The organism is Candidatus Aegiribacteria sp., assembly GCA_021108005.1.
In the GTDB taxonomy this organism is placed as follows: domain Bacteria; phylum Fermentibacterota; class Fermentibacteria; order Fermentibacterales; family JCC-6; genus Aegiribacteria.
Map to the genome: position 1 here is coordinate 1 of JAIORS010000069.1, position 22,104 is coordinate 22,104.

General features: G+C 48.0%; 16 protein-coding genes and 1 pseudogene. 13 read left to right on the forward strand and 4 right to left on the reverse strand.

Annotated elements, in window-relative coordinates; all coding sequences use genetic code 11:
• Nucleotides 1–395: 395 nt before the first annotated feature.
• From K8S15_04195 to K8S15_04205, 3 genes and pseudogenes are all read left to right on the forward strand, one after another.
• Nucleotides 396–548: pseudogene (locus K8S15_04195) on the forward strand (phage integrase N-terminal SAM-like domain-containing protein).
• 18 nt (nucleotides 549–566) lie between these two features.
• Nucleotides 567–881, forward strand: coding sequence for a tyrosine-type recombinase/integrase (locus K8S15_04200; protein ID MCD4775236.1), 315 nt, complete (start codon nucleotides 567–569; stop codon nucleotides 879–881).
• A gap of 26 nt (nucleotides 882–907) precedes the next feature.
• Nucleotides 908–1,315 carry a tyrosine-type recombinase/integrase gene (locus K8S15_04205; GenBank protein MCD4775237.1) on the forward strand — a complete coding sequence of 136 codons (408 nt, stop codon included), beginning with the start codon at nucleotides 908–910 and terminating at the stop codon, nucleotides 1,313–1,315.
• Nucleotides 1,316–1,848: 533 nt separating this feature from the next.
• Here K8S15_04205 and K8S15_04210 read toward each other — a convergent pair.
• Nucleotides 1,849–3,735 carry a transketolase gene (locus tag K8S15_04210; GenBank protein ID MCD4775238.1) on the reverse strand — a complete coding sequence of 629 codons (1,887 nt, stop codon included), beginning with the start codon at nucleotides 3,733–3,735 and terminating at the stop codon, nucleotides 1,849–1,851.
• A gap of 35 nt (nucleotides 3,736–3,770) precedes the next feature.
• Complete coding sequence (ftcD, locus tag K8S15_04215; GenBank protein ID MCD4775239.1) at nucleotides 3,771–5,477, reverse strand: glutamate formimidoyltransferase; 1,707 nt, start codon at nucleotides 5,475–5,477, stop codon at nucleotides 3,771–3,773.
• A gap of 115 nt (nucleotides 5,478–5,592) precedes the next feature.
• Here ftcD and K8S15_04220 point away from each other — a divergent pair, with 115 nt between their 5' ends.
• On the forward strand, nucleotides 5,593–6,780 hold the full coding sequence (locus K8S15_04220; GenBank protein MCD4775240.1) for a beta-N-acetylglucosaminidase domain-containing protein: 1,188 nt from the start codon (nucleotides 5,593–5,595) through the stop codon (nucleotides 6,778–6,780).
• On the forward strand, nucleotides 6,777–8,084 hold the full coding sequence (gene thyX / locus K8S15_04225) for an FAD-dependent thymidylate synthase (GenBank protein ID MCD4775241.1): 1,308 nt from the start codon (nucleotides 6,777–6,779) through the stop codon (nucleotides 8,082–8,084). The genes K8S15_04220 and thyX overlap by 4 nt, the downstream gene beginning before the upstream one ends.
• 91 nt (nucleotides 8,085–8,175) lie before the next feature.
• Here thyX and K8S15_04230 read toward each other — a convergent pair whose 3' ends face one another.
• Together K8S15_04230 and K8S15_04235 are read right to left on the reverse strand one after the other, a co-directional pair.
• Nucleotides 8,176–8,976, reverse strand: coding sequence for a hypothetical protein (locus K8S15_04230; protein MCD4775242.1), 801 nt, complete (start codon nucleotides 8,974–8,976; stop codon nucleotides 8,176–8,178).
• A 153-nt stretch (nucleotides 8,977–9,129) separates the two neighbouring features.
• On the reverse strand, nucleotides 9,130–11,958 hold the full coding sequence (locus K8S15_04235; GenBank protein MCD4775243.1) for a hypothetical protein: 2,829 nt from the start codon (nucleotides 11,956–11,958) through the stop codon (nucleotides 9,130–9,132).
• Nucleotides 11,959–12,160: 202 nt separating this feature from the next.
• Here K8S15_04235 and K8S15_04240 point away from each other — a divergent pair, with 202 nt between their 5' ends.
• The 8 genes from K8S15_04240 to K8S15_04275 are packed head-to-tail and all read left to right on the forward strand — an operon-like array spanning nucleotide 12,161 to nucleotide 22,012.
• Nucleotides 12,161–12,763, forward strand: a complete 603-nt coding sequence (locus K8S15_04240) for a hypothetical protein (protein ID MCD4775244.1) — start codon at nucleotides 12,161–12,163, stop codon at nucleotides 12,761–12,763.
• The gene (locus K8S15_04245; GenBank protein ID MCD4775245.1) at nucleotides 12,744–13,082 is read left to right on the forward strand and encodes a hypothetical protein; all 339 of its coding nucleotides are present in this window, start codon (nucleotides 12,744–12,746) and stop codon (nucleotides 13,080–13,082) included. The genes K8S15_04240 and K8S15_04245 overlap by 20 nt, the downstream gene beginning before the upstream one ends.
• A 20-nt stretch (nucleotides 13,083–13,102) precedes the next feature.
• On the forward strand, nucleotides 13,103–17,659 hold the full coding sequence (locus K8S15_04250) for a tetratricopeptide repeat protein (GenBank protein MCD4775246.1): 4,557 nt from the start codon (nucleotides 13,103–13,105) through the stop codon (nucleotides 17,657–17,659).
• A complete protein-coding gene (locus K8S15_04255) occupies nucleotides 17,638–18,147 on the forward strand; it encodes a hypothetical protein (GenBank protein MCD4775247.1) in 510 nt (169 codons plus the stop codon). Before K8S15_04250 ends, K8S15_04255 begins: the two co-directional genes overlap by 22 nt.
• Before the next feature lie 31 nt (nucleotides 18,148–18,178).
• Entirely contained in the window at nucleotides 18,179–19,042 is an 864-nt protein-coding gene (locus K8S15_04260; GenBank protein MCD4775248.1) for a MotA/TolQ/ExbB proton channel family protein, read from the forward strand.
• Nucleotides 19,042–19,602: a biopolymer transporter ExbD gene (locus tag K8S15_04265; protein MCD4775249.1), complete on the forward strand. Its 561-nt coding sequence runs from the start codon at nucleotides 19,042–19,044 to the stop codon at nucleotides 19,600–19,602. Before K8S15_04260 ends, K8S15_04265 begins: the two co-directional genes overlap by 1 nt.
• 2 nt (nucleotides 19,603–19,604) lie before the next feature.
• A complete protein-coding gene (locus K8S15_04270; GenBank protein ID MCD4775250.1) occupies nucleotides 19,605–20,144 on the forward strand; it encodes a biopolymer transporter ExbD in 540 nt (179 codons plus the stop codon).
• On the forward strand, nucleotides 20,141–22,012 hold the full coding sequence (locus K8S15_04275; protein ID MCD4775251.1) for a hypothetical protein: 1,872 nt from the start codon (nucleotides 20,141–20,143) through the stop codon (nucleotides 22,010–22,012). The genes K8S15_04270 and K8S15_04275 overlap by 4 nt, the downstream gene beginning before the upstream one ends.
• Nucleotides 22,013–22,104 lie beyond the last annotated feature (92 nt).

The following is a 22,104-nucleotide window of genomic DNA, read 5'->3' on the forward strand; positions in this document are numbered from 1 at the left end:
AACAATGATTCTGTAGAGTCTACAATCAGTTCTACGATGTAGAATATTATTACAATATGCTCATAGTAATCATGAGTCAAGCAGTATTCTCAGCACAGGGTTGACTTAAGGAGTAAACATATGTACACTAAACCTGGTGAATTCAGTGGATATGTCGACTCTATATATCAGGGAGGTTCAATATACATGAAGTACGACTTGAATGACTTAAAACAGCCAAGTGATGCTGAATATTCCGATATTCTTTCTGAAGAGGGAAAAAAGGATTGGCAAATTCGGCAGGCTCTTGATGCAGTTAAGTTGTTTCATGAAGTATTTCCCAAAGGCAATAATGAACAGAGGGTTGATGGAGATGATCCTTTGAGGCGAATGAAAGAGCATATGAGGATCAAGCATTATGCGAAAAGTACAGAAAGGCATATTTATCTTGGGTCTACAGATATGTTCATTATTGTGAAGAGAGCAGTATTGATACCAGATCAGATTCTTCCTTCAGGAATTTTCTTAGCCATCTTGCTTTGAAAAGAAGAGTTGCAGCATCAACATAGAATCAGGCGTTCAATTCATTGTTGTTTCTATTCCGGAATGTTTTTCACAGAGAACCGAAGGAAATAGACGCTGTTTGCGCAAGAAAACCATCAAGATTACCTGTTGTTCTATCCAGGGAAGAAGTAGGACAGGTAATTTTGGAAACTGATGGTATAGCGAATCTGGTTATTAGATTGCTCTATTCAAGTGGGTTGAGATTATCTGAGGCATTAAGATTACGAATTCAGGATGTGAACCTTGAAAGAAAGTCGGTTACTGTAAGAAGCGGGAAGGGAGATAAAGACAGAATCACTGCTGAAGAGAATGTGGCAGTGGGAACCGCACCGATGTAAGAAGCGGGAAGGGAGATAAAGACAGAATCACAGTTCTCAGTTCCAGAATCATCCCGGATTTAGAGAATCAGATTGAAAAATCTCGGAGTATGTCTAATGAATCAAAAATCCCCGTATCTCTGCCAGGTGTTCTTGGAAGAAAATATCCAAATGCTGGTCGTGAATGGAAATGGCAGTATTTATTTCCGTCAGGAAATGCAGCAGTTGATCCAATAACCGGTGTAGTATTAAGACATCATTTACACCGATCAGGAATTCAGAGAGCCATGCGAAATGCTGTCAGGAGTTCAGGTATAGCTAAACATGCTAGCATTCATACGTTAAGACATTCATTTGCAACTAACAATAGGAATCTTGATTTCAAACCGTTCCAGGAATTGTCCCGAAACAGCATATCTGTCTCAATATCACCCAATATATATGCCAGAAATTGACTATGCAGCCCGAAACAAGCCTGGTCAAACATGTCTTCCCGCAGGTTTTCACTGATTTTCACTGGAAGCACCGCATCATGGTGCACTACCCCCTGAAGCCGGATCAATGACAACTTACCCAACCTCTATTTCAGGAACATCGTCTTGCCATGGAACGTAGTCCGCGCATGGCTCACAGACAAGTTCCAGTGGCTAAGGCGGCACAATACCAGGTATGTGACAGTACGGTTAGCATTATGAAGATAGACCTTCGAAACACCTTGAAAATGGCTTCCTGTGGGGATCCACACACTCTCAGAAGGGCAGAGTACATTCTGGAATGAGAATGGTAGTTGAATGAAGCCAATTGGGGGCGAAAAACGAAAAAATCAAATAATTCCGGCAAATCACTTCTCAGGGGTAGGGAATGTGAGCTCAGAACCTCGATCCAGATACATTGGAAGCGCTCGTATGGAAAAAGAAATATACATCAAAATTATCACCCAAAAGGAAATTCGATAGTGTGATATCTGATAAGATGGTTTCAGGGCTTGTCAGGATAGTTCAGTCAGTATGTACTCCGCTATCTGTTCGGGGAGCAGCCCTGCCATCCTGTAAAGGTCTTCGGAATCGCCCGATGCTCCGTACTGCGTTATGCCTTTTCTCCTGAGATTAATCGTTTTCTGGAAGCGGGAGATGGCGACTGCCATCTTCGATCCCATGCCGGTATCCACATCATGATCCTCAAGCGTCAGGACAAGTCTGTAGTCCGATAATTCATCCAGCAGTCCAGGATTAATGCACAGGGGACAGCTTACAGCGTAGACGGCCGCTGAAATACTGCTATCACGCAACATTTCTCTTGTTTTTATCGCTCTATAGACCATGTTGCCCATGGCTACAATGGCAATATCGGAACCTTCTCCGATGTGATCGTGGAGGCCGTATTCGAATCTGTAATCCCTGCCGAAGAATGGTTCTCCGTTCTCTTTCGTGATAACCGGGAGTTTCGATCTTCCCATGGCGATGAAAAAATTTCCCGGATGTGTCGCCGCGTACCTGATCACCCTGTCGGTCTGGTTAGGGTCAGCGGGTACGACAGTGTTGTAATGGTAGAGCGTTCCCATAAGGCTTATGTAATTAATACAATGATGTGTTTTTCCATCCATTCCGACATCAAGCCCGCAATGGGTTGCAACAACCTTCAGGTTCGTTAAATTGATATCGTTGAGCCTGTGCTGGTTGAAGGTTTCGTCGGCAGCGAAAACCCCGAAATCCGACCAGAAAACAACTTTCTCTGATATTGAGGCGGCACCGGCAGCGGTCGCGGTATTATGCTCCATGATGCCGGACTGAAAGAAATGATCTGGATATTCGATTCCGAACTGCTTTGTTTTTACAGATCCGGCAAGGTCACAGTCGAAAACAATCGGCAGGTTATCAGCGTTCATCTTTGCGAGGTCTAAAAGCGCGGCGCCGAAAGCGCTTCTGTTATCTCCTTTGTGATTCCTTTCGTAGATAATAGGTGTTCCTTCATTATCAAGTACCCTGCAGGAAAATTTCAGGTTGAAGTCTTCCTTGTTCTTCCAGCCGCATTCTCTTAATCTGGCGAGTTCATCAAGATCGTTATTCAGCCCGAGTTCGGACAACGCTGATCCAGCCTGCTCGGGTGTGAGGGCTTTACCATGGTACTGGGCATCATTTTCCATGAATGAGACACCTTTTCCCATGACGGTCATCGCCATGACAAGCCTGGGTTCTCTGGATGTCTCATCCGGTCTCAGCGCCCTGTAAAGCGCGGAAAGGCTGTGGCCGTCAACCTCGGTGACATCCCATCCGTCAGCCCTGTATCCGGCGGCTATATCCGTATACATCACTCTGTCCGTGCGTCCGGATATCTGAAGGCCGTTGCAGTCCACAACAACTGTAATATTGTTCAGCCCGTAGTTCCGAATGAATCGCCGGGCTTCAGCTATCTGCCCCTTCTGCTGTTCTCCGTCACCGGTGACAACCCATACATGGTTATGTATGCCCCTGGTCCTGTCGGCGAGCGCCATTCCCGCTCCGGCCGATACTCCCTGGCCGAGGTTACCTGTTGTCAGCTCGATTCCCGGGATTGATCTTTCTATATGCCCCTCAAAAGGGCTTCCGGCTTTTCTGAAGGTAGCGACAGCCCTCTCGATATCGAAGTACCCCAGTCCGCCAAGTGTGGCATAGACTCCGGGGGAAGTATGCCCGTGACTCACGATTATCCTGTCCCGGCCGTCCTTCAGAGGTTTCTTAGGGTCTACGCTGGCCTGGGACCATAGCAGGGCAAAGATTTCGAGTGAAGACATCGAACCGCCGGGATGGCCGCTTCCCGCAAGTGTAGTCATCTTTATAATATCGCCTCTGGCGTTCCGGCAGAATTCCTTCAGGGTTTTCTGTGTACTGGATGAAATATCAAGAGGTTTAAACTGTGTTCGCTCTATAATGCTCAAGAGTTCCGGTCCTCCATTTTTTGAATGAGTTTTTCCCGAACTTGATTGAATACGCTGTCGGCGCTTTTCAATGATTTCGCCAGGTATTCCTCCGCTTTTTTCTTTGTACTCTCAGCGAACTTCGTATCCTCGATCTCTCCAAGATTAATAAGCACATTGTAGTACGCGCTCACCGCTGCAGCCCTGGCTGCCGCAGCGGCCACACCAGCATCGGAAACCGAGGCCTGCATTCCCTTTTCTTCAAGTGATAAAGCCATTTTTATAATATCGGGGCACTGCATGAGTACCCTGAGGGGAACTTCTATCGCCATTTTCACGGCTGTCTGTACGTCTCCTCCGTGCCTGGCCGCGTCCATCCAGGCGTTGAAGGCGGCGGTGTCATCATCGATAGCGTTAAGCAGATTATCCTTGAGGGATTGAGCTTCCGGGGCGATCTCCCGCATGAGATCCCAGTCACTCCGGCACTTTCTGTTCTTTACCGTCAGGTTGGCTACCATCGCGTCCAGTGAAGCCCCGAGGGCTCCCATAAGCGCCGCGGCTGAACCGCCCCCCGGAGCGGGAGAGTCGGTCGACAGTACGTCAGCAAAATCCCTGCATGTCATGCCCGAAAGGTTCACGTTCTTCTCGGCGACCATGTACTCGATGATTTTCTCTTCAGGATCGAAGGGAGCGACATCCCCTAGACCCATTGACTTGATGGCGGTTTCAATCAGTTCCCTCTGAGGGACGCCGGTTGTCTTGCCCTGTCTTCCGGTCGAAGAAAGCCCCCTGTTCTGCTTTTCGATATAGAACCTTCCAGCGTCAAGCATAGCTTCGAGAGGCAGAAGTCCGACCACTTCTGAGCCCGTGACTCTCACACCAAGCTTCTCAGCCTCATCCTTTACAGCCTCGAAACCCATATGAAGGGGAGTAACTGAAATATCCGTGAGATTCATTGTAACCTGGGCCGTATCGTACTCCTCTATGTACCAGCCTGTTGCCTTGCAGTACCGGAGCTTGCCCTGCTGCTTCGTTTTGTTACCGTTTTCATCACGGATGAATTTCCAGTTACTGTCACGAAGAAATCTGCCGTTGTCTCTGATGGTAAGGCCTATGTCCCGGGCTACGCCGGGATCTTTCGTGTTGAGGTTCACATTGTAAGCTATGAGGAAATTTCTTGCTCCTATTGTACAAACTCCGGTTCTCGCGATGTTTTCATTCCATTCGTTGGGGCCGAAATCCGGTTTCCATTCGGGTTTGCCAAGTTTTTCCGGAAGAGCCTCGTATTCACCCTCCCGGATGTTGGGAAGCTTCTCCCATTCCGGTTTTGAAGCAGCCTTCTCGTAAAGGTAAACAGGTATTCCAAGTTCCTCGCCAACCCGCTTGCCGAGTCTCCTGGCGAGTTCGGCGCACTCCTCCATCGTTACGCCTGAAACGGGTACGAAGGGGCAGACGTCGGTGGCGCCGTGCCTTGGATGCTCACCTGTCTGATTTCGCATATCGATTAGTTCTCCGGCCTTCTTTATAAGCCGAAATGATGCTTCCATTACCGCTTCGGGGTTGCCTGCTATTGTTATTACTGTTCTGTTCGTAGCGGCTCCCGGATCGACATCGAGAACCTTGCAGCCGGCTACAGAGGATGCGGCTTTTACAACTTCATCGATAAGCTCTTTATTCTGTCCTTCCGAAATATTAGGAACGGATTCGACTATTTTTCTGGACATCTAATCCTCCTGCTGAGATTGACGGTATTTCTGAGAACGAAAATTTCATGTAGATTCAAGTATCAAAGCTAGGAAAAGGTACCCTTGAAGTCAACGAGTTTTGAATGGGGAATTCATGTTATGCGGAATCGTTGAAGGTTTTTATGGCAGGCCGTATAATCCACGAAGGAGGAGCATCTTAATCGATTATCTATCGATGCTGGATAAAGCCGGATACGTATACGCTCCCAAGAACGATGCCTTTCACAGACTCAGGTGGAGAGAGCATTATCCTGAAGATGAATGGTCGGAATTGTCGGGAACGATTGATGCCGCCGTCAGCCGCGGACTGGAGTTCATATTCGGTATAAGTCCATGGCAATTCCGAAGTGGAGATTCAGGTACTCTCAGAAGTAAGGCTGAAAGGGCTGTTGACGCAGGAGCAGCGGGGGTAGCTGTTCTCTTTGATGACATACCCGAAAGAGCGGACGCGTCACTTGCTGTCCGCCAGCTTCAACTGGCGGAAGAAGCTCTGGAAGGTTTCGACTGCACGATATATCTCTGTCCTTCAATATACTGCATGGAACTTCTGGACAGGTACGATGGCGGTGAATACCTTGCGGCCTGGAGGGACAATATACCCCGCGAATGGCACACATTCTGGACGGGGGACGGAGTGATCTCAAAAGAGCTTGACAAAAACTCTTTAACGGCAGCACAGGAATTGCTGGGCGGGAAGCCGATTTTATGGGATAATCTCCTGGCTGACGATTACTGTCTTAGAAGAATATACCTTGCCGGCCTGGAGGGAAGGATACCGGAAGGTTATTCGTACTTCCTCAATCCTTCCTCATGTTTTCTGGTGGCTCTTCATTCGGTTTATATGCTTCTTAAGGCTTCAGGCGTCAGCTGCGGATGGTTTCCGGAACTGGGTGATATGCCGGAGGCCTGGAAAATCATCAGTGGATTTCACCATCTTCCCTGGCATACGGATAACAGGACTGAATCCCTGCTGGGGGAACTCAAAAACGCCGTTTCTGAAGGTCCTTCAGAACAGCTGATCGCAGAACTCAGGTACATGTCCTGTATTCTGGGCAGATTCATCGATTCTCTGGGGGAAACCGAGGATGGCTTTGAATTGATGTCTTATGTTGCTGATGTGAAGAAGATCATCGGCTGGTGGGAAGATGCGCTTGAGCTACAATCCCCTTCAGAGCGAATCTCAAGGCTTACATATCTCATGTTTCAAAGGCTTCCTTTTGATCATCCACTCTCAATGATTACCGCGGAGCTTTCAACGAACAACAGAAAAGGGGAACAATGAATATCCAGCTGGCTGGATACAACACCGATGTACAGAACGGGGGAAATACGCCTGAAACACTTTCCGCTTCCTATGCGCGGATAAGCCGGGATCCAAGGCCGATCAATGTTCTTCGGAAGGAAGCAGCCGGTGAAGTGAAAAAAGCCCGTGCTTCAAACAGGCGCATCATCTTCGATTACGGCCACGGGTCCGTCGCAGAGCATGCCGTTTTTAATTTTGATATTCTGGATGTTTCAAGGCTCGCGGCCGAGGAGCTTCAGAGTTTCCGCCTTGCCAGTTTTACAGAGAAGTCACAGAGGTACATCCGCATAGGTGAGGATCTGATACTGCCCCCGGAACTTGATGATTCGTCAGGTTTCAGAGAAACCGCTTCAGGTCTTTTCCAGCTTTACAACAAACTTTACGACGGTCTTCTCAGAAACGGTTTGAAAAAGGACAATGCGAAAGAGGATGCCAGATACATTCTTCCCCTTGCCACCTCATGCCAGATGGGCATGACAGTGAATGCAAGGGAACTGGAACACATGGTGCGGAGACTGTCGTGTCATCCCTTTGCTGAAGTAAGGATGATTGCCGGCAAACTTCTGGAACTCGCCATGGATGCTGCTCCATCACTGTTCCTGTTTCTCGAGCCCACAGCCATGGATTTATTTTCTCATTCGATGTCCCCGGTTGAATCCCCGCAATCGGATAGCGTAGTTCTTCTTGATTGCGATGACGATTCAAAGGTGGGACCTCTTCTTGTTCAGTGGAACAGCGGCTTGTCCATCAAGACCGCCGGTAAGAAATGGGCTGAACTTGGCGAACAGGGCAGGGAGGGGCTTTTCGCTGAAGTCCTTTCCGGGATTGGAATTCATGATTCGTTACCCAGAATCTGGGAGTTTTTCAGGGCGGAGTTCCAGCTGATTCTTTCGGCTACGGCTTACGCCCAGCTTAAACGCCATCGACTATGCACCAGGCTGGTTTCGGTGTACGATCCCATTCTGGGTGTTACCGTTCCTCAAAGCATTTCCGATGCAGGTCTCGAAGAGGAATTTTTAAAAGGTACAGAAGAAGCGGAAAAAACGGCAGGCACACTGGAAGAACTGTATCCGTATATGTTGACCAATGCGAATAGAAGAAGAGTGATACTGAGCATGAACGGCCGGGAGCTTCACCACTTCTCAAGACTTCGGGAAGATGCCCACGCTCAGTGGGACATCAGAGAGATCGCTCATAGAATGATGTTAATCCTGAAAGAGAAGGCGCCCCTTACCTTCATGATTAGCGGCGGTAAATCCGAAGTATCAGATCTGTTGAAATGAAAGGATTATCTGAGGGTCATCGAAAAAAACGAGGGCATGGATTTTCATGCCCTCATTCCGTTCACTTAAATGTGAATCAGGTACTTATAACTTAAAACTCGGTCTTGATAGATCCCCATGTTGACCGCTGAAGAGGAACCAGGTCTCCTTCAAGAATAAACAGGAAGCCCTGCCCGTTTCCTCCGTTTACAACAGGCACGTAAGTGGAGCCGCCATCCGTACTCTGAAGGCCGTTTCCGGTAACCTGAGTTCCCCATATCGCAAGAGGAGGAGCCCATGGGCCTGAAGAGAGGCTTCCATTGAGCTGATATACAAGCCAGTAGGTTCCTTCTGTAAGAGTCCAGGGTGTTGCATTATCTGCGGTGACGGCCATAATGGGTCTGTTGGTCGTTGTGCCGGAGCCTGCCTCGTTAACACGGTAGACTCCACTCCAGGCGGCACTTGAGAATGCGTTCGTACTGAGATCGCCGTATACCAGTGTTCCGGTTGTAGGAGGATCATCGTAGCAGGCGATGTACATACCATTGATAGTTGGTGTTGTTGATGAACCGGTTTGGTACCCCGCAACCGTAACGGAGGTGATATCCCAGGTTTCGCCTGAGGGAACTACGAAGTCATCGGCAACAAGGTTATCATAATTGAGCTGGCATCCGAAGCCATAGATGGTTCCCCATGTTTCAAGTATCGACTCGTCAGCGCCGCCGGAACCTGTGCCTGCGCTGTTGAACCAGGCGCCGTTGGTGTACATCTCAGCGAGAGGTCCGAACCATACCGGGCCTGGTGCCGCATTGAGAAAACCATCGGACGGGACCACTGAACTTGCGTCATCGTATGCATCATTTGCGAAAGCAAACGAAACAAGAATCACTGTAGCAAGAACTGAAAATTTCATTCTCTCTCCTTTCGAATGTTGCTTAAATTTATAATAACACATTCCTCCGCCTCGTCAATATGTAAAAAATAGGCTAAATGTGAATCTATCAATCGTTATGGACATTCTGAAGCCAGCCAGGCTTGGAGCCCGTAAACCAGAATGTTGAAAGGATTACCTGAGAGCCATCTCCAGAATTCTTGGTGTTCCCATAATTGATCCAGAGACAGGTGTTATTTTCAGGAGAACCTGGCCCGGTCTGCCGCCAAGATCCATTTCGTAGTGCCATGTGAGCCTGCCTTCGTAGTTGCCGCTGTATCTTCCGAACAGATCTCCGGCGACTGTTGCTTCATGCCATGTTTTACCGTTATCCATGCTGAAAGTAACCTGAAGGTCGATGGAACGTTCACGGGGATCCGACAGTTCGTACGAAATGGTAATGGTGCTGCTTTCCAGCGAAACATCACTTACCGCTGCCTGCATTACAGAAGGTATGCTGGAATTGTCAATCGAGAGAGGACCTATGATTTCGGAGAAGGTTGTATCTCCATCAATGGCACCAAGTCTTATACTTAATTCGATAGGTTCGATTCCAGGAAGATCTTCCGATGAGTTCCAGCTTGCTGTTGAAGTGTATGAAGATGGCAGATAGCTTTCGTGCGCGTTCAGACCCGCAGCGGAAATCCATGTGGACGAACCTTCCAGTTTGTACTGAAGTTCAAGGGATATATCATCTCCTTCGGTATCGGAGATAGTGAATGAGATTGGAACGGAGCCGTCAAAGTGACCCCATTTGGCAGGCGATGTAATAGTGATTGAAGGGTATCTATTGTTGTCAACGTGGAATGGGGAGGAGGGGACTGCGATTCCTATATCAAGGTCTTCAGGGACAGCTCTGAATTTGACCTGAAAACCGTCGAATCCGGGTATATCCGTCTCCGATTCCCAGATTATTTCGTATTGATATGTACCTGTAGCGGGAATGGAACTCTCCAGCACTGTTGCGGTTCTCCAGTTTCTTCCCGCGTCGGTGGAATATTCGTACCGGACATCAAGAGGATTCTGCTCTGGATCGGAAAGCCTGACGCCAAGGGTAATCCTGCCTGAAACTTCTTGCTCCGGAGCCAGTATCTGACCCGATGGAAGCCGGTCGGAATCAAGATGAAGATTGCTGAGAACGCTCCAGGGACCCGGGTCGGTGTCCGCCGCTCTTACCCTCAGAGCAACATTCTCTATATCTAAATGACCGATATCGTTCTTAGCGTTCCAGCTGAAGGGTTCTCCGTAAAACCAGGAAGGAATTTCGAATGTGCTGCCTGTCAGGTGGGCGTTGTTCCAGGTTACCTGGTCATTGATTGAATACTGTGCCTGCAATTGTATTATATCTCTTTCGGGATCTTCCACTGCATATTGAAGAAGGTACCATCCGTCGGATTCTTCTTCGGATGTGGAAAGGTAGAGTGTGGGCGGAATATTATTATCCGCGTGAAAAATATTAGACAGTCCGCTGATACCAGGGCCATAGGAGCAGTACGGTGTGATTTTAAGGACGCATTCTCTGATATCCTGGCCCGGAAGGTCTTCGTCGCTGAACCATATTATACTGCCTCCGTTATCACGGAAACTGCTGGTCTCGTTCCATGAATACCCCGCGTTTGTTGAATATGCGAGGGAAATTCCTGTGATACTGCTGCCTCTTACGCTGTAGGCTAATGTTACGCCACCTGAGGATTCGGATGTTATTTCGCCAGCATGAGCAACGGGAAGGTAGGATAGTCCGTAACTGCCTGAATTGGATTCGTCACAAAGCATCTGAGCCCATGAACCTGCAGCCATGCCGATGCCGGATAAAGTGTAAGTTGCAAGCCTGCCTGATCTGCCCAGAACAACGAGTTCCTGACTTCCATCACCGTCTATATCACCGGATGCAGGGGTTCTGGATATCGGTTGACCGAAATGAATTGGAAAGCCGTCGATATTTCTTCCTTCCGCATTCCAAGCATAGACATCACCGTTGTCGGAACCAACGATGACACCCAATCCTCCGCTTGTTCTTGCAATAATCGGTGACGTTGGAATGCCGCCTGTAACGTTTGGCCATCTCCACGTTCCGGCAATGCTTCCATTCCCGTTGATTAAAGTTACTGAACTGTCCAGGCATGATATGGCAAGCTGAAGTCCCGGAATGTCAGGATCAAGATGACCTATGGCTACCGCTCCCCTTGTTGACCTGTCATCAAGAAAGAAAGGCCATCCATCGATACCGCTTCCGCTTGAGCTTACCGCATACAATCTATCATTGTATGTAGCGAAAATAACGTCTCCCAGCCCATCAGCATCTATGTCAGCTGTTATGGGAATACTGCCGGAAGAGTACCCTGTGTTGATAGGCCAACCCGGAAGGGTGGAACCATCCAGTGAAAGTACGTATACCCTTGTAGTTACAAGAGCGCATACGAGTCCGTATCCATGATTGCCGCCAAGTGATATCTGGGAGGGCTGCCACTGCAATTTTGCAGGGAACTCCATAGGCCAGCCCGGAAGTGGATTGCCATAAATGTCAAGAAGATGTACTTTGCAATCGGCTGAACCAAAAGATATCTCCGGATAGGAATCATCATCAAGATCTACTGCTGAAATACCCGTGATTATTCCGGGTCCGGCAAATACTGGCCAGCCTGGCTGTTCAAACCCGCTGTGATCGATCATATGAATGTAACCGGTATTATCTGCGAAAATTACAACATGACCGGTGAGGGGGGAATAGAAAGCAGCTGGCTTTTTTGATACACCTCTATCGCAGGAAACCGGAAAACCCTCCAGCATCTGACCTGATCCGTTCCATCCGCCAAGGCCATGATCCCCAAGGGAGATGAAAATGTCCATTGATCCTGAAGCATTTTCGGCCAGGAGAGGATTGCTAAGGGGCAAATAGCCAATATCTGTTTCCCATTCGGGCATCTGCATCAGGAATGCTGCCGACAGAAGAAAAACCAGAGACATCATTACCTCCAAAATCATCAATTGCAATTCGATCAATATACATTATACTAGTCGCAGTAATACCTTGAAGTCAACTCTGCATTTTTGTTGTATTAATTCAGAAAACCATAGTAGAGGTTGACTCGTGAGAAGATATATTGAATAATCGTATTTAAGGTAATGAGCGTTATTACCGGCTTGCGAGAAGGGAACAGGAGAAATTATGAAATACGGTACACTTTTTATTCTACTTTTATTGTTTGCTACTGTTCAGGCTGGATCTCTTCCATTTTCCCGTGCCGGCGTTCTGGATTGTCCTGATGCATACGTGCTTCAGCATACTGAAATAGAAATTGGGCTTGCAGCCTCGGCATATTCTGTCGAAGACTCCACTGGTGTTTCGAACAGTGAATTTATGGTTACCGGACACCTTGACATCGGGCTTTTTCGTTACGGTCAGATAGGAATCTCATTTCTGGGCGACGGCGGAGTCGTTGGTAACATGAAAGTTGCTGTACTGCACGAAGGAATTTCGGTTCCCGCATTTGCGATCGGCCTTGAGAATATTACAGGAGAAAAGTACGTTGACTGCTTCAAGATTGATTCAGCCGGTGTGGAAATAATGTACCCCTACGATCATTCACAAAATTGGTCAGCATACGGTGTTGTATCCAAAGATCTCAGTTTTCTGCTGGGTATTCCCGCTACGGTTAACCTTGGTATTGGAATAGGGCGCTTTGTGGGAATAGTGGATTCCGGCGCTATGGGTATTGGAAGTTCTGTGGCTCACGGACTCTTCGGATCGGTTGTTTACAGTTTCTATTGAACAGGATGGACGCGATCTAAATCTCGGAGCCTCATACGAGATCAACAAACACGTTATTCTTCAGATGGCATGGGCTGAGTTCGAACAGACGATATTCCCCGCAGAAAACCAGAACAAAGCCGATATCATGCAAAATTCAAAGGTTACGATTGGAATTCAATCAAGATTTGGTCCCATTTTAGGTGCCCAGAGGATTGTCCTTGAACGTGAACAGCAGCGAATTGAAAGAGCAAGGGGTCGACTTGAGGAACTCGAAGCTCGCAGAAGAGCTGCAGAGGCCGAACTCCAGAGACTCCGGGATCTTCTTGAGAACCGCTGAAGAAACGGTTTATTAATAATATGAATATCCATTCATCATTAATAGTACTGGTATTGTTTACATGCTCTTTTGCTACATATGGTCAGACGGAGAACGATTCCTTCGAGACTGCCGAGCCGGCAGATACGACCGAAGTTACAAGTGTTCTCCTGGAAAGAGCTTCATTGGAACTGTCTGAACTCGAAGTTCAGATACTCAGAGAAGAAGAGCGGCTTGAACGGATTATGACCGAGCTGATTCAACTTAGAAGGCAGCATGCAATGCTGGCCAATGCTGAAAGCGCTTTTCTTCTCGGTGAAGAACTCTACACGTCCGGTTCGATAGTATGGGCAAGAGACGCATACAAATCGATAATTGACAATTTTGCCGGTTCGATCTACTACACTGACGCGCTGTTCAGGCTTGAGCTTATTGCATTCGAACTCCAGGATTATGAAGGAGCGATCGAGTATTTCAACAGCCTGTTGGAAGCCAATCCCGCTTTTGAATTCATCGATCTGGCATACATAGCTGCTGGCCTGTCAACATACAATCTGGGGGACTTCTCAGAATCAAGGCTGTTCTACAACAAAGTACTTCCCTCAAGTGAATATTTTATACTGTCGGAATACCTGGAAGCAGTTTCGTACGTTGAAGAGGGCAATATTGATGCTGCCATGGTTGCCCTCCGTGCGATAATCGATGATACCGGAGTTTCTTCGGATAACGCTGACCTTGCGGACAGAGCCAGGATCGCCCTTGCGCAGATACTTGTTGATAAAGAGGAAGAATACGAAACTGCCCTTGAGCATTACTCCAGAGTATCATCCTTCAGTTCCTATTACGATGTCGCCATGCTTGGAAAAGTCTGGACATTGATGCGTCTTGAGAAATATCAGGATGCGTACAACCTTGCTGAACAGGTAATTGAAGATGTTCCGAATTCGGAACTGATATCGGAGTTTGAACTTGCCCAGGCTAATTGTGCCCTGGGAGCTGAAGACCTGGCTATTGCCATCAGGATGTACGAAGATCTTCTCGCCGAGCACAGCGAAACTGAGGATTACTACGATCTTTTCCTTTCAGGATCATCCCTTACCCATGAGGAGTACCAACTTGAAAGGGAACGCCTTGATAGAATCAGACTGGGGCTGGCTGAACTTAAGGAGGAAGCCTATACCCAGGGCGACATGGAGCTTGTTGAGATGATAGAAGAAGAAGAAGCTTTTATGAGGGAGCTTTTCACAGAAATCAGTTATCTCGAGACAGTTCTTTCTCTGCCGGTTGAAATGGACACCGAGGATCTGGAGCGTGAACTGAGCATTCTTATCCAGCGGAGCAAAAGCAATACGGAGGTTCTTTCCCTTGCAGCAGGAGAAGTGCATGCACTGACGGAATCCGCGGGAACCGAACAGGACCGCCAGGACCTTATCGAGCTTGAAAAGGAAATCGAAAGAATAAAGCTTTCTCTTCAGGATCTCTCCTCGAAGTTCGGGGGAGGGATGACTGCTGAACATGACTGGGTTCAGGAAACCCAGTACGGAATAGCCGTGGCAACATTCATGGAACGCGAACTGAGACGCGATTCCATCGATTATCTTGGTGCTTATTACAGGAACAGGATACAGGAAGCGCTGGAAAAGGGAGATTCTCTTGAGGCGGTAGCGCTTGACAGTAAAAGAACGCGCGAGATCAACATCCTTAATAGAAGAATAGATGAATCAGCCATTGAGTGCGCGGGGCATTTTGAGGAATATCTGGCCAGCTACCCGGATTCAAGATTTATATCCGATGTTCTGGTCAGGCTGGCTCAACTTTACTATGACATAGATAATCTTCAGCACAGCGAACGGCAGGCGGCAGCAGGAATAGAGGAATTCATACCGGAGGATTACTCCCGATCCATAGAACTTTATCAGCATATTCTTACTGAATTTCCCGGTAGCGAAGTCGAGGACATCGCATTCTATTCACTTGGATACTGCCTTGAATCGATGATGGATTTCGAGGGATCAGTTGAGAATTACAGAAATTTGCTGCAGGAATATCCTGAAAGCGACCTCGCTGCTGAATGCAACATCCGCGTGGGCAATTATTACTTCGATATAATCCAGTACGATTCAGCCCTGGTTTATTTCCAGAATATTCTGGATTATCCCAGCTGCAGCCCGAATCTTTACCAGCATGGTCTTTACAAGCTTGGCTGGACTCAATATCTGACCAAGGATTTCAGGCAGTCCGTCGCGACCTTCGCTTATCTGCTCAGGGATGACCAGGCCATTGACAGTCTGGGAATACAAAGAAAGGGTGATATCAGGATCCTTAACGAAGCTCGGGAATACATGGCGTACGATTTCCTCGAAATGCATGACATGTCTGTTACTGCTATACCTGCTGCTGTCAGCTTTCTTACAGATTTCGACGATTCAGTTACTACTGTAAGTGTTCTTGGAAAAATGGCAGAGGTTTCTTCAGAAATGACCAACTGGGAAACCTCGATAGAGGCGTACAATGCCCTGCTTTCCGAGAATCCGTACTGTACCGAAGCACCTGTTTTTCAATTAAGGATCGCACAGGCTTACGAAGAGCTCGGAGAATTCGCTCTTGCTGCTGATGCCCGCGATGCGCTTGTTTCCACTTATGGAGAGAACAGCGACTGGTACAACAACGTGGGAGATGAATCTGTACTGGCCCTGACCGACTCCCTGCGAGGCTCTTCATTCGAAGAAGCGATACAGTACTACCTTGAGCAGACGGTAACTTCAAAGGATGATCCCATTTTGTATACGCAGGCCAACATAGCTCTAATTGAGAGAATAGAGAATTATCTTCAGCAGTATCCCTCTTCACCCAAGGCTTACGAGTATCAGTTCCACCTTGGTGATGCTTACTACCATACCGAACAGTACGTAAAGGCTGGGGATGTGTATTTCGAAGTTGCGATGGACAGCAGTTCCTTCCAGAGACAGGAAGATGCTTTCAACAATGCTTTTTCATCCTATCTCATCGCTTACGAAGAAGTACCGGGTGTGGACAGCCTGACATTGAGGGGAAATCTGCGTGAAACGGCTCTTACTTACTCCGACCTGTTCCCCGATGACGAGAATGTCTCGTTCTTCCTGTGGGCCTCGGCTCCGAAATTCTACAACGCAGGGGAGTACGAAAATGCCAGGGAGATGTTCAAAATAATCTATAACAACTATTCCGGTTCAGGTTACGAAGCGCGTTCAGCCAAGTTCATCGCTGATTCCTACCAGCAGGAAGAACTGTACGCTGAAGCTGAGGAATGGTACGGACTGGCATCACAGGCCGCTGCCATCAGCGGAGAGGATCTTGGCGCTGACATCGAGTATCTGGCTGCTTCTTCAGCGTATAACGATGCTGCTACGCTTGCCGAAAGCGAAAATACGGATGATTTGCTGGCCGCAGCGGCAAGATGGGAGCAAACAGCACACGAACACTCCGGGTCAGATGTAGCTCCGGTGGCACTGTTCGATGCTGCTGAAACCTATGGTAAAGCTGGCTCCATCGATAACGCGGTAAGGATGTTCCAGGAGCTTGCCACATCGTATCCCGCCAACGAAAATGCTCCGGGCGGCCTGCTTCGGGCTGCGTACCTTCTAAGGGAGGATGAGCAGTATATAAGGGCCGCACAGCTGTACCTTGAAGCCTATAATACTTTCCCCGGTGCGCCGGATATGAACGCAGCTCTATCCAGTGCCGCACAGTGTTACGAAGACGGCGACAGACAGGATCTGGCTATCGGGGTTTACCAGCAGATCGCGTCTGAGGGCGCCGGAACTGCAGGCGTTGTGGTCGAAGCGTACGCAAAAATCGGAGAATACAATTACGATATAGGGAATTATTCGATTGCGCAGAGCAATTTCGAGAATTGTATTTCGATCTACGATCAGTACAGAGATGGACGGATAACCTATCCGGCAATGTCAGCATACCATGTTGGTGAGATATTCGCAGCAGATTATTATGCTCTGACGTTTACAAATACTGATAATGTAGAATACAAAACACAGCTTTTCAATGGAACTGTTGCGAATTATAACAGAACATTCTCGTACCTTGATGATGATTACGTGTTCAGAGCCGTTCTGAAGATCGGTAAGCTACAGGAGGATTTTGCGAACACAGTAGGTTTCATGGACCCGCCGGAAGGCTACTCACCTGAGGATGAGGAGGACTTTTACACTACTCTCATGATTGTGTATGACGATTATATTCAGCGTGCCATAGGAACATATAGAAACGGTCTTCAGCTTGCGGTATCCAACGGTATTCGAACCGAATATACGGATACGATAGCTACTAATCTCGATCTGCTTCTTCCCGGAGCTGGCGCTGAAGTAGGCTATTCCTCCTCAACGACGATTATTGAGGAACCGGCAGCAACTCCGGACAGTACCGGTACTGTAATTGATGACGGGTTTTCTCCTGAAACCGGTGACGATACCGGTGAATCCGGAACCACAGATGATTCGCAACTTCCCGATTCTGGCGATACGGAAATCCCCGCAGTTGAATCTGAATCCGATGAACAGTCGGATGACGGTGGAGGGGGGTGCTTCCTGTGGCCCTTCTAACAAACACAGTCAGCTGTGGATCCGTGGGAACTGCAAGAAGAATGATTCTTCTTTTCGTTGTTGTTACAATGGCCGTCACCGCTGTTTATGCCCAGGAAGGCGTAGAAGAAAGTGAAGGAGCAAGCTGGGAAGGGGGAAGGCTCGTTCTTGAGGAAATAACTATCAGAGGAGAGCTTCGAACTCCCCAGGCTCTTTTCATGATGCTGAAGGCTACCCCGGATCTCAGCAATGTGCTTTTACAAAGAAGTTTTATTGAAGATATCATCAAACCCGTCTATCCAGGCGCATTCGCAGATGAACCAGATCTTGGAGCCGGGCGTGAAATGATAGTTTTACCTATGTGGGTAAGATACGGCTCAGTTGCGGTACTTGGTGGTATATCAGGATATCGATATTATCAGGGAGACGACGAACAGGGGCTGGTTTTTGGTGTAGTTGCTGGTCTTGACCTTATTGGTAATCTTATACTTGATCTTGTTGGAAATTGAAACTAGATTGTTATTCGAGAGGAGATCATAGATGAAACGGATAACACTTCCAATTTTACTCGCTATTTCAATCCTTCTGATAGGAGGATCCCTGTTCGCACAGCAGCCGGTAGAAGCTGCTGACAGTACGGCAACCGATTCTACCGCGGTTGATTCAACCGCCGTTCAGGAGGATCCGGTTGCACCTGTAGAAGAAGAACCGGTTGAGCCGGAAATTGTTGAAGCTGCCGAGATTGAAGCTGAGGAGCTTGAAAAGGGAGGTCTGCTTTCCGACATGGCTGCGTTCTTCCGCGATGGTGGACCGGCGATGTGGGCTATTCTCGTATTCCTTGCCGCAGGTATAGCGATAATAGTTGAACGATTCATTTTCCTTTTTGGTATTGCGGATATGAAACCTGAAAAATTCATGGGCAGGATAGCTGAACTGATAAGAAAGGGCAGTATTGAAGGCGCAATCGCCTCCTGCGCGGATAAGAACGCTCCTCTTGCCCGAATAATAGAAGCAGCTCTCAGGAATTACAGGAATACTGAACGTGACATACAGAATGCTGTTGATGAGATGGCACTTGCCGAACTGCCACGGCTCAATGCCCGTACCGGGTATCTGGCAATGCTTGCGAATGTTTCAACCATGGTTGGTCTCCTGGGTACCATTTTCGGATTGATTGCCGCTTTCGAATCGGTTGCTGCCGCTGATCCCGCAGAGAAGAGTATAATGCTCGCGAACGGTATCTCTATGGCAATGAGTACAACCGCATTCGGACTGATTTCCGCTATACCGCTTCTGATAGCACACTCTTTCCTTACAGCCAAGACCGATGCTCTTATAGATGACATAGACAGGTACTCGGTCATGGTCATCAATATGCTTGCCCAGGCCAGGAAGGAAGGCTAATGGCACAAGCAGCAACTGGTAGAAGTCATAGAATCAGGCATTCGCCGGAGCTTGATCTCCTCCCGGTTATGAACCTGTTCTGCGTGATAATACCATTCCTGCTACTGAGTGCGTCATTTCTGGAGATATCGATCATTGAGATGTCTCCAACCGAAGGTATCAGTTCGGGAGCCGGAACTACCAGTCTGGCCCAGTCGGAGGAACAGCAGCTTCAACCCAAAGTAATCATAACAAATGAGGAAATGTTCCTGGGTACAGTATTCGGAACCAGATCCATAGGAAGAGTGTATCTTGAGGAAAGAGGCGGGGAAATGGTAAACAGCTACGATTATGATTCTCTAGCTGAAGCTCTTGAAGAATTCAGGGAGGATATTAACGAAGCTTTCCCGTCCATTCCGGTTCACAAGATAACAATACTTACCGTCGATGATGTCCGCTACGACAATATCGTGATGGCAATAGATGTATGCGCTGATCACGGCTTTGATCAGCCCGGTCTTCAGGTGGCAGCGTATAACGTGCTTCAGAGAGCGATTGCTGCCGGAGCTGGAGGTGAGTAAACATGAGTAGTGCGCCAACCAAACGGCATCTTCCTCTCATGCTCGGATACAAAAAAAGCAAGGCAGTTATAAGGGGTAAGGATAAGAAAGTAACACTGAATCTTACATCAATGATAGATATGTTCACTATTCTTGTAGTTTTCCTGCTTAAGAGTTACAGCGCGGAAGGGCAGATTGTTACCGTAAGTGACGCACTTACGTTGCCCGAGTCCAGAGCAGAGCAAAAAATTGAGCTGAATCTGGAGATAATTGTGACCAATGATGCTATAGTCGTAGACGGAGAACCTATTGTATTCGTTGACGAATCAATAATGCGTGAAGGCAATCCCATTCCAATCCTTGTGGATAGACTTTCCGACCATTTGGAATATACCAGGCAGATGCGTGGTATAACAGATACGGAGGAAATGAAGGTCAACATTCAGGGAGACGTTGCGACGCAGGCTATTCTTCTTCAAAGGGTCATGAGCAGCTGCGCCCAGGCTGGTTACGCCACCCAGAATCTGACCGTAATCAAGGTGGAAGGTGGCGATGAAGAATGACACCTGAAAAGGAAAAAGCAAAAAAAGTACTCGCGATTGCCATTATGCAGGATGGCAAAATTGTTAACAAGCTGATTCCAGGCAGGGAATCCGTTAGGATTGGTACCGGATACAATAATAACATTATTGTTGAGGGAGCCAACCTCCCTGACAGTATGCTATTCATTACACCTGGCGAAGATACTCAAACCTGGATTCTCAGGCTTTCAGACGATATGGACGCTTCAATCGAATCCGGGGACGGCGCGGTTCTCAAATTCGCTGATATGCGGGATCTGGGAATATTCCCTGTTGACCCTGATGGATTATATCTTCTCAATATCAAATATCTGGACCAGGGGCAGATCAATGTAGGCCCATTTCTGATCCATTTCGGGTTCATTGTTCCCCCGGAGAAGCCGAAAGCTAAACCGCAGGAAAAAATAGAGAAGAAGGTTAAAGCCGCAAAGGCTGCGAGTATAAAGGCGGAAAAACCCGATAACAGGGTTCTTAAAATTACCATTGAAGATACTAATGGAAAAACAGAACTTGTACCCAACGCTGGTTTAATGACAGTTGGCGAAGCCGACTACAACACCGTAACGGTGAAGAACATTAAACTTCCAAGAATTCATACTTTACTTGAGCCTCATAATAGCAAGTATCTTTTAAGATTAATCCCCGGAATCAAAGGCGGAGTAGAAGTTAAAGGAAGTGTCATACCTTTCCATACACTAATTGAGCGCAACCTCATGGAGAAGGAGAAACAGGGAGATTCCTACACATGGGTTTTCGATAAGAATGTGAGTGGCGTCTTCACCCTTGGAAATACAGAGGTATTCTTCAGTTTCGAAGAACCTCCGAAAGTTCTGAAAAAACCTGAGCCCAAAGCCGAACTTCCCAGGAAGAAGTACGTTGCCCCTGAATACGACTGGGACAATTTTGCATCCAGACCTCATGATGGGCTGGCGATGAAGGGGAACCGTGAGGAATCAAACAGAATTGCGGTAGTATTCGGGCTTGGTCTTGCGATTGCCCTTCTAACAGGCTCGGTCTTTGACAGATTTGTTACCGTGATCCGAGAAACCAAAGAGCAGAAGCTTCGAAGAGCTCCAACCGCCAGGGTAGCTACACTTGCCAGCCAGACCAGACAGACCGAGGGTGTTGGCGAGGAGATAGTAACAGACATGACCATAGGCGAGGAAACTGTTGAAGCTGGTTCCGGAGGCGGCGGAGGAGCCGGAAGCGGTGAATCAAATGGTGTATCTGACGGTACGGCCGCAGGTGAAGCCGTTCTTCAGAGCATAGGGTTTGCCGCATACGGAACCGGAAGCACCGGCGGCTCCGCAGGCATCGCAAGTGATTTGCAGTCGGCTGCGGCTACCGGAGCCGGGCTCGCGTCCGGAGGAGGCGGGCAAGCAGTGATTGCAGGAGCCGGCGGAGGCGGTTCAGGGGGTATCGGTGGTCTTATTGGTAGTGGCGGCGGCCCCAGCGCAAGTATTGAAGGAGTATCCTCCAGCGAAGTTGAAGCAGTTCACAGGGCAGCTGAAGTATCCTTCTCCACCCATTCATCGAGTTCAGAAATCGGTGTTCAGGGTCGCAGCATGACAGATATCAGGCGGAAGATCAATATGATCAACATGAGGGTAAAGCGTGCTTACGAAGATCTTCTGAGAAACAATCCCTCGGCCGGTGGGACTATCAGTATAAGTTTTTCAATTACACCCAGCGGATCTGTTGTTGGAATAAGTGTTTCAGCAGCTGGAAGCTTGTCCTCATTACAACCTGCTGTCAGGGCTGCAGTACAGTCCCTGAGCTTCGGAGCATCAAGTGAACAGGTTGAGAATATTCCCATGAGCGTACCAATGAACCTGGTGCCGCCGGAATAGAAAATAAGTGACGGAGGATTTTGCGTCCATCATTAATAAAGAAAAACCCCGGGCATTTGCCCGGGGTTCTCTCTTATTAACGGTAGAACGTC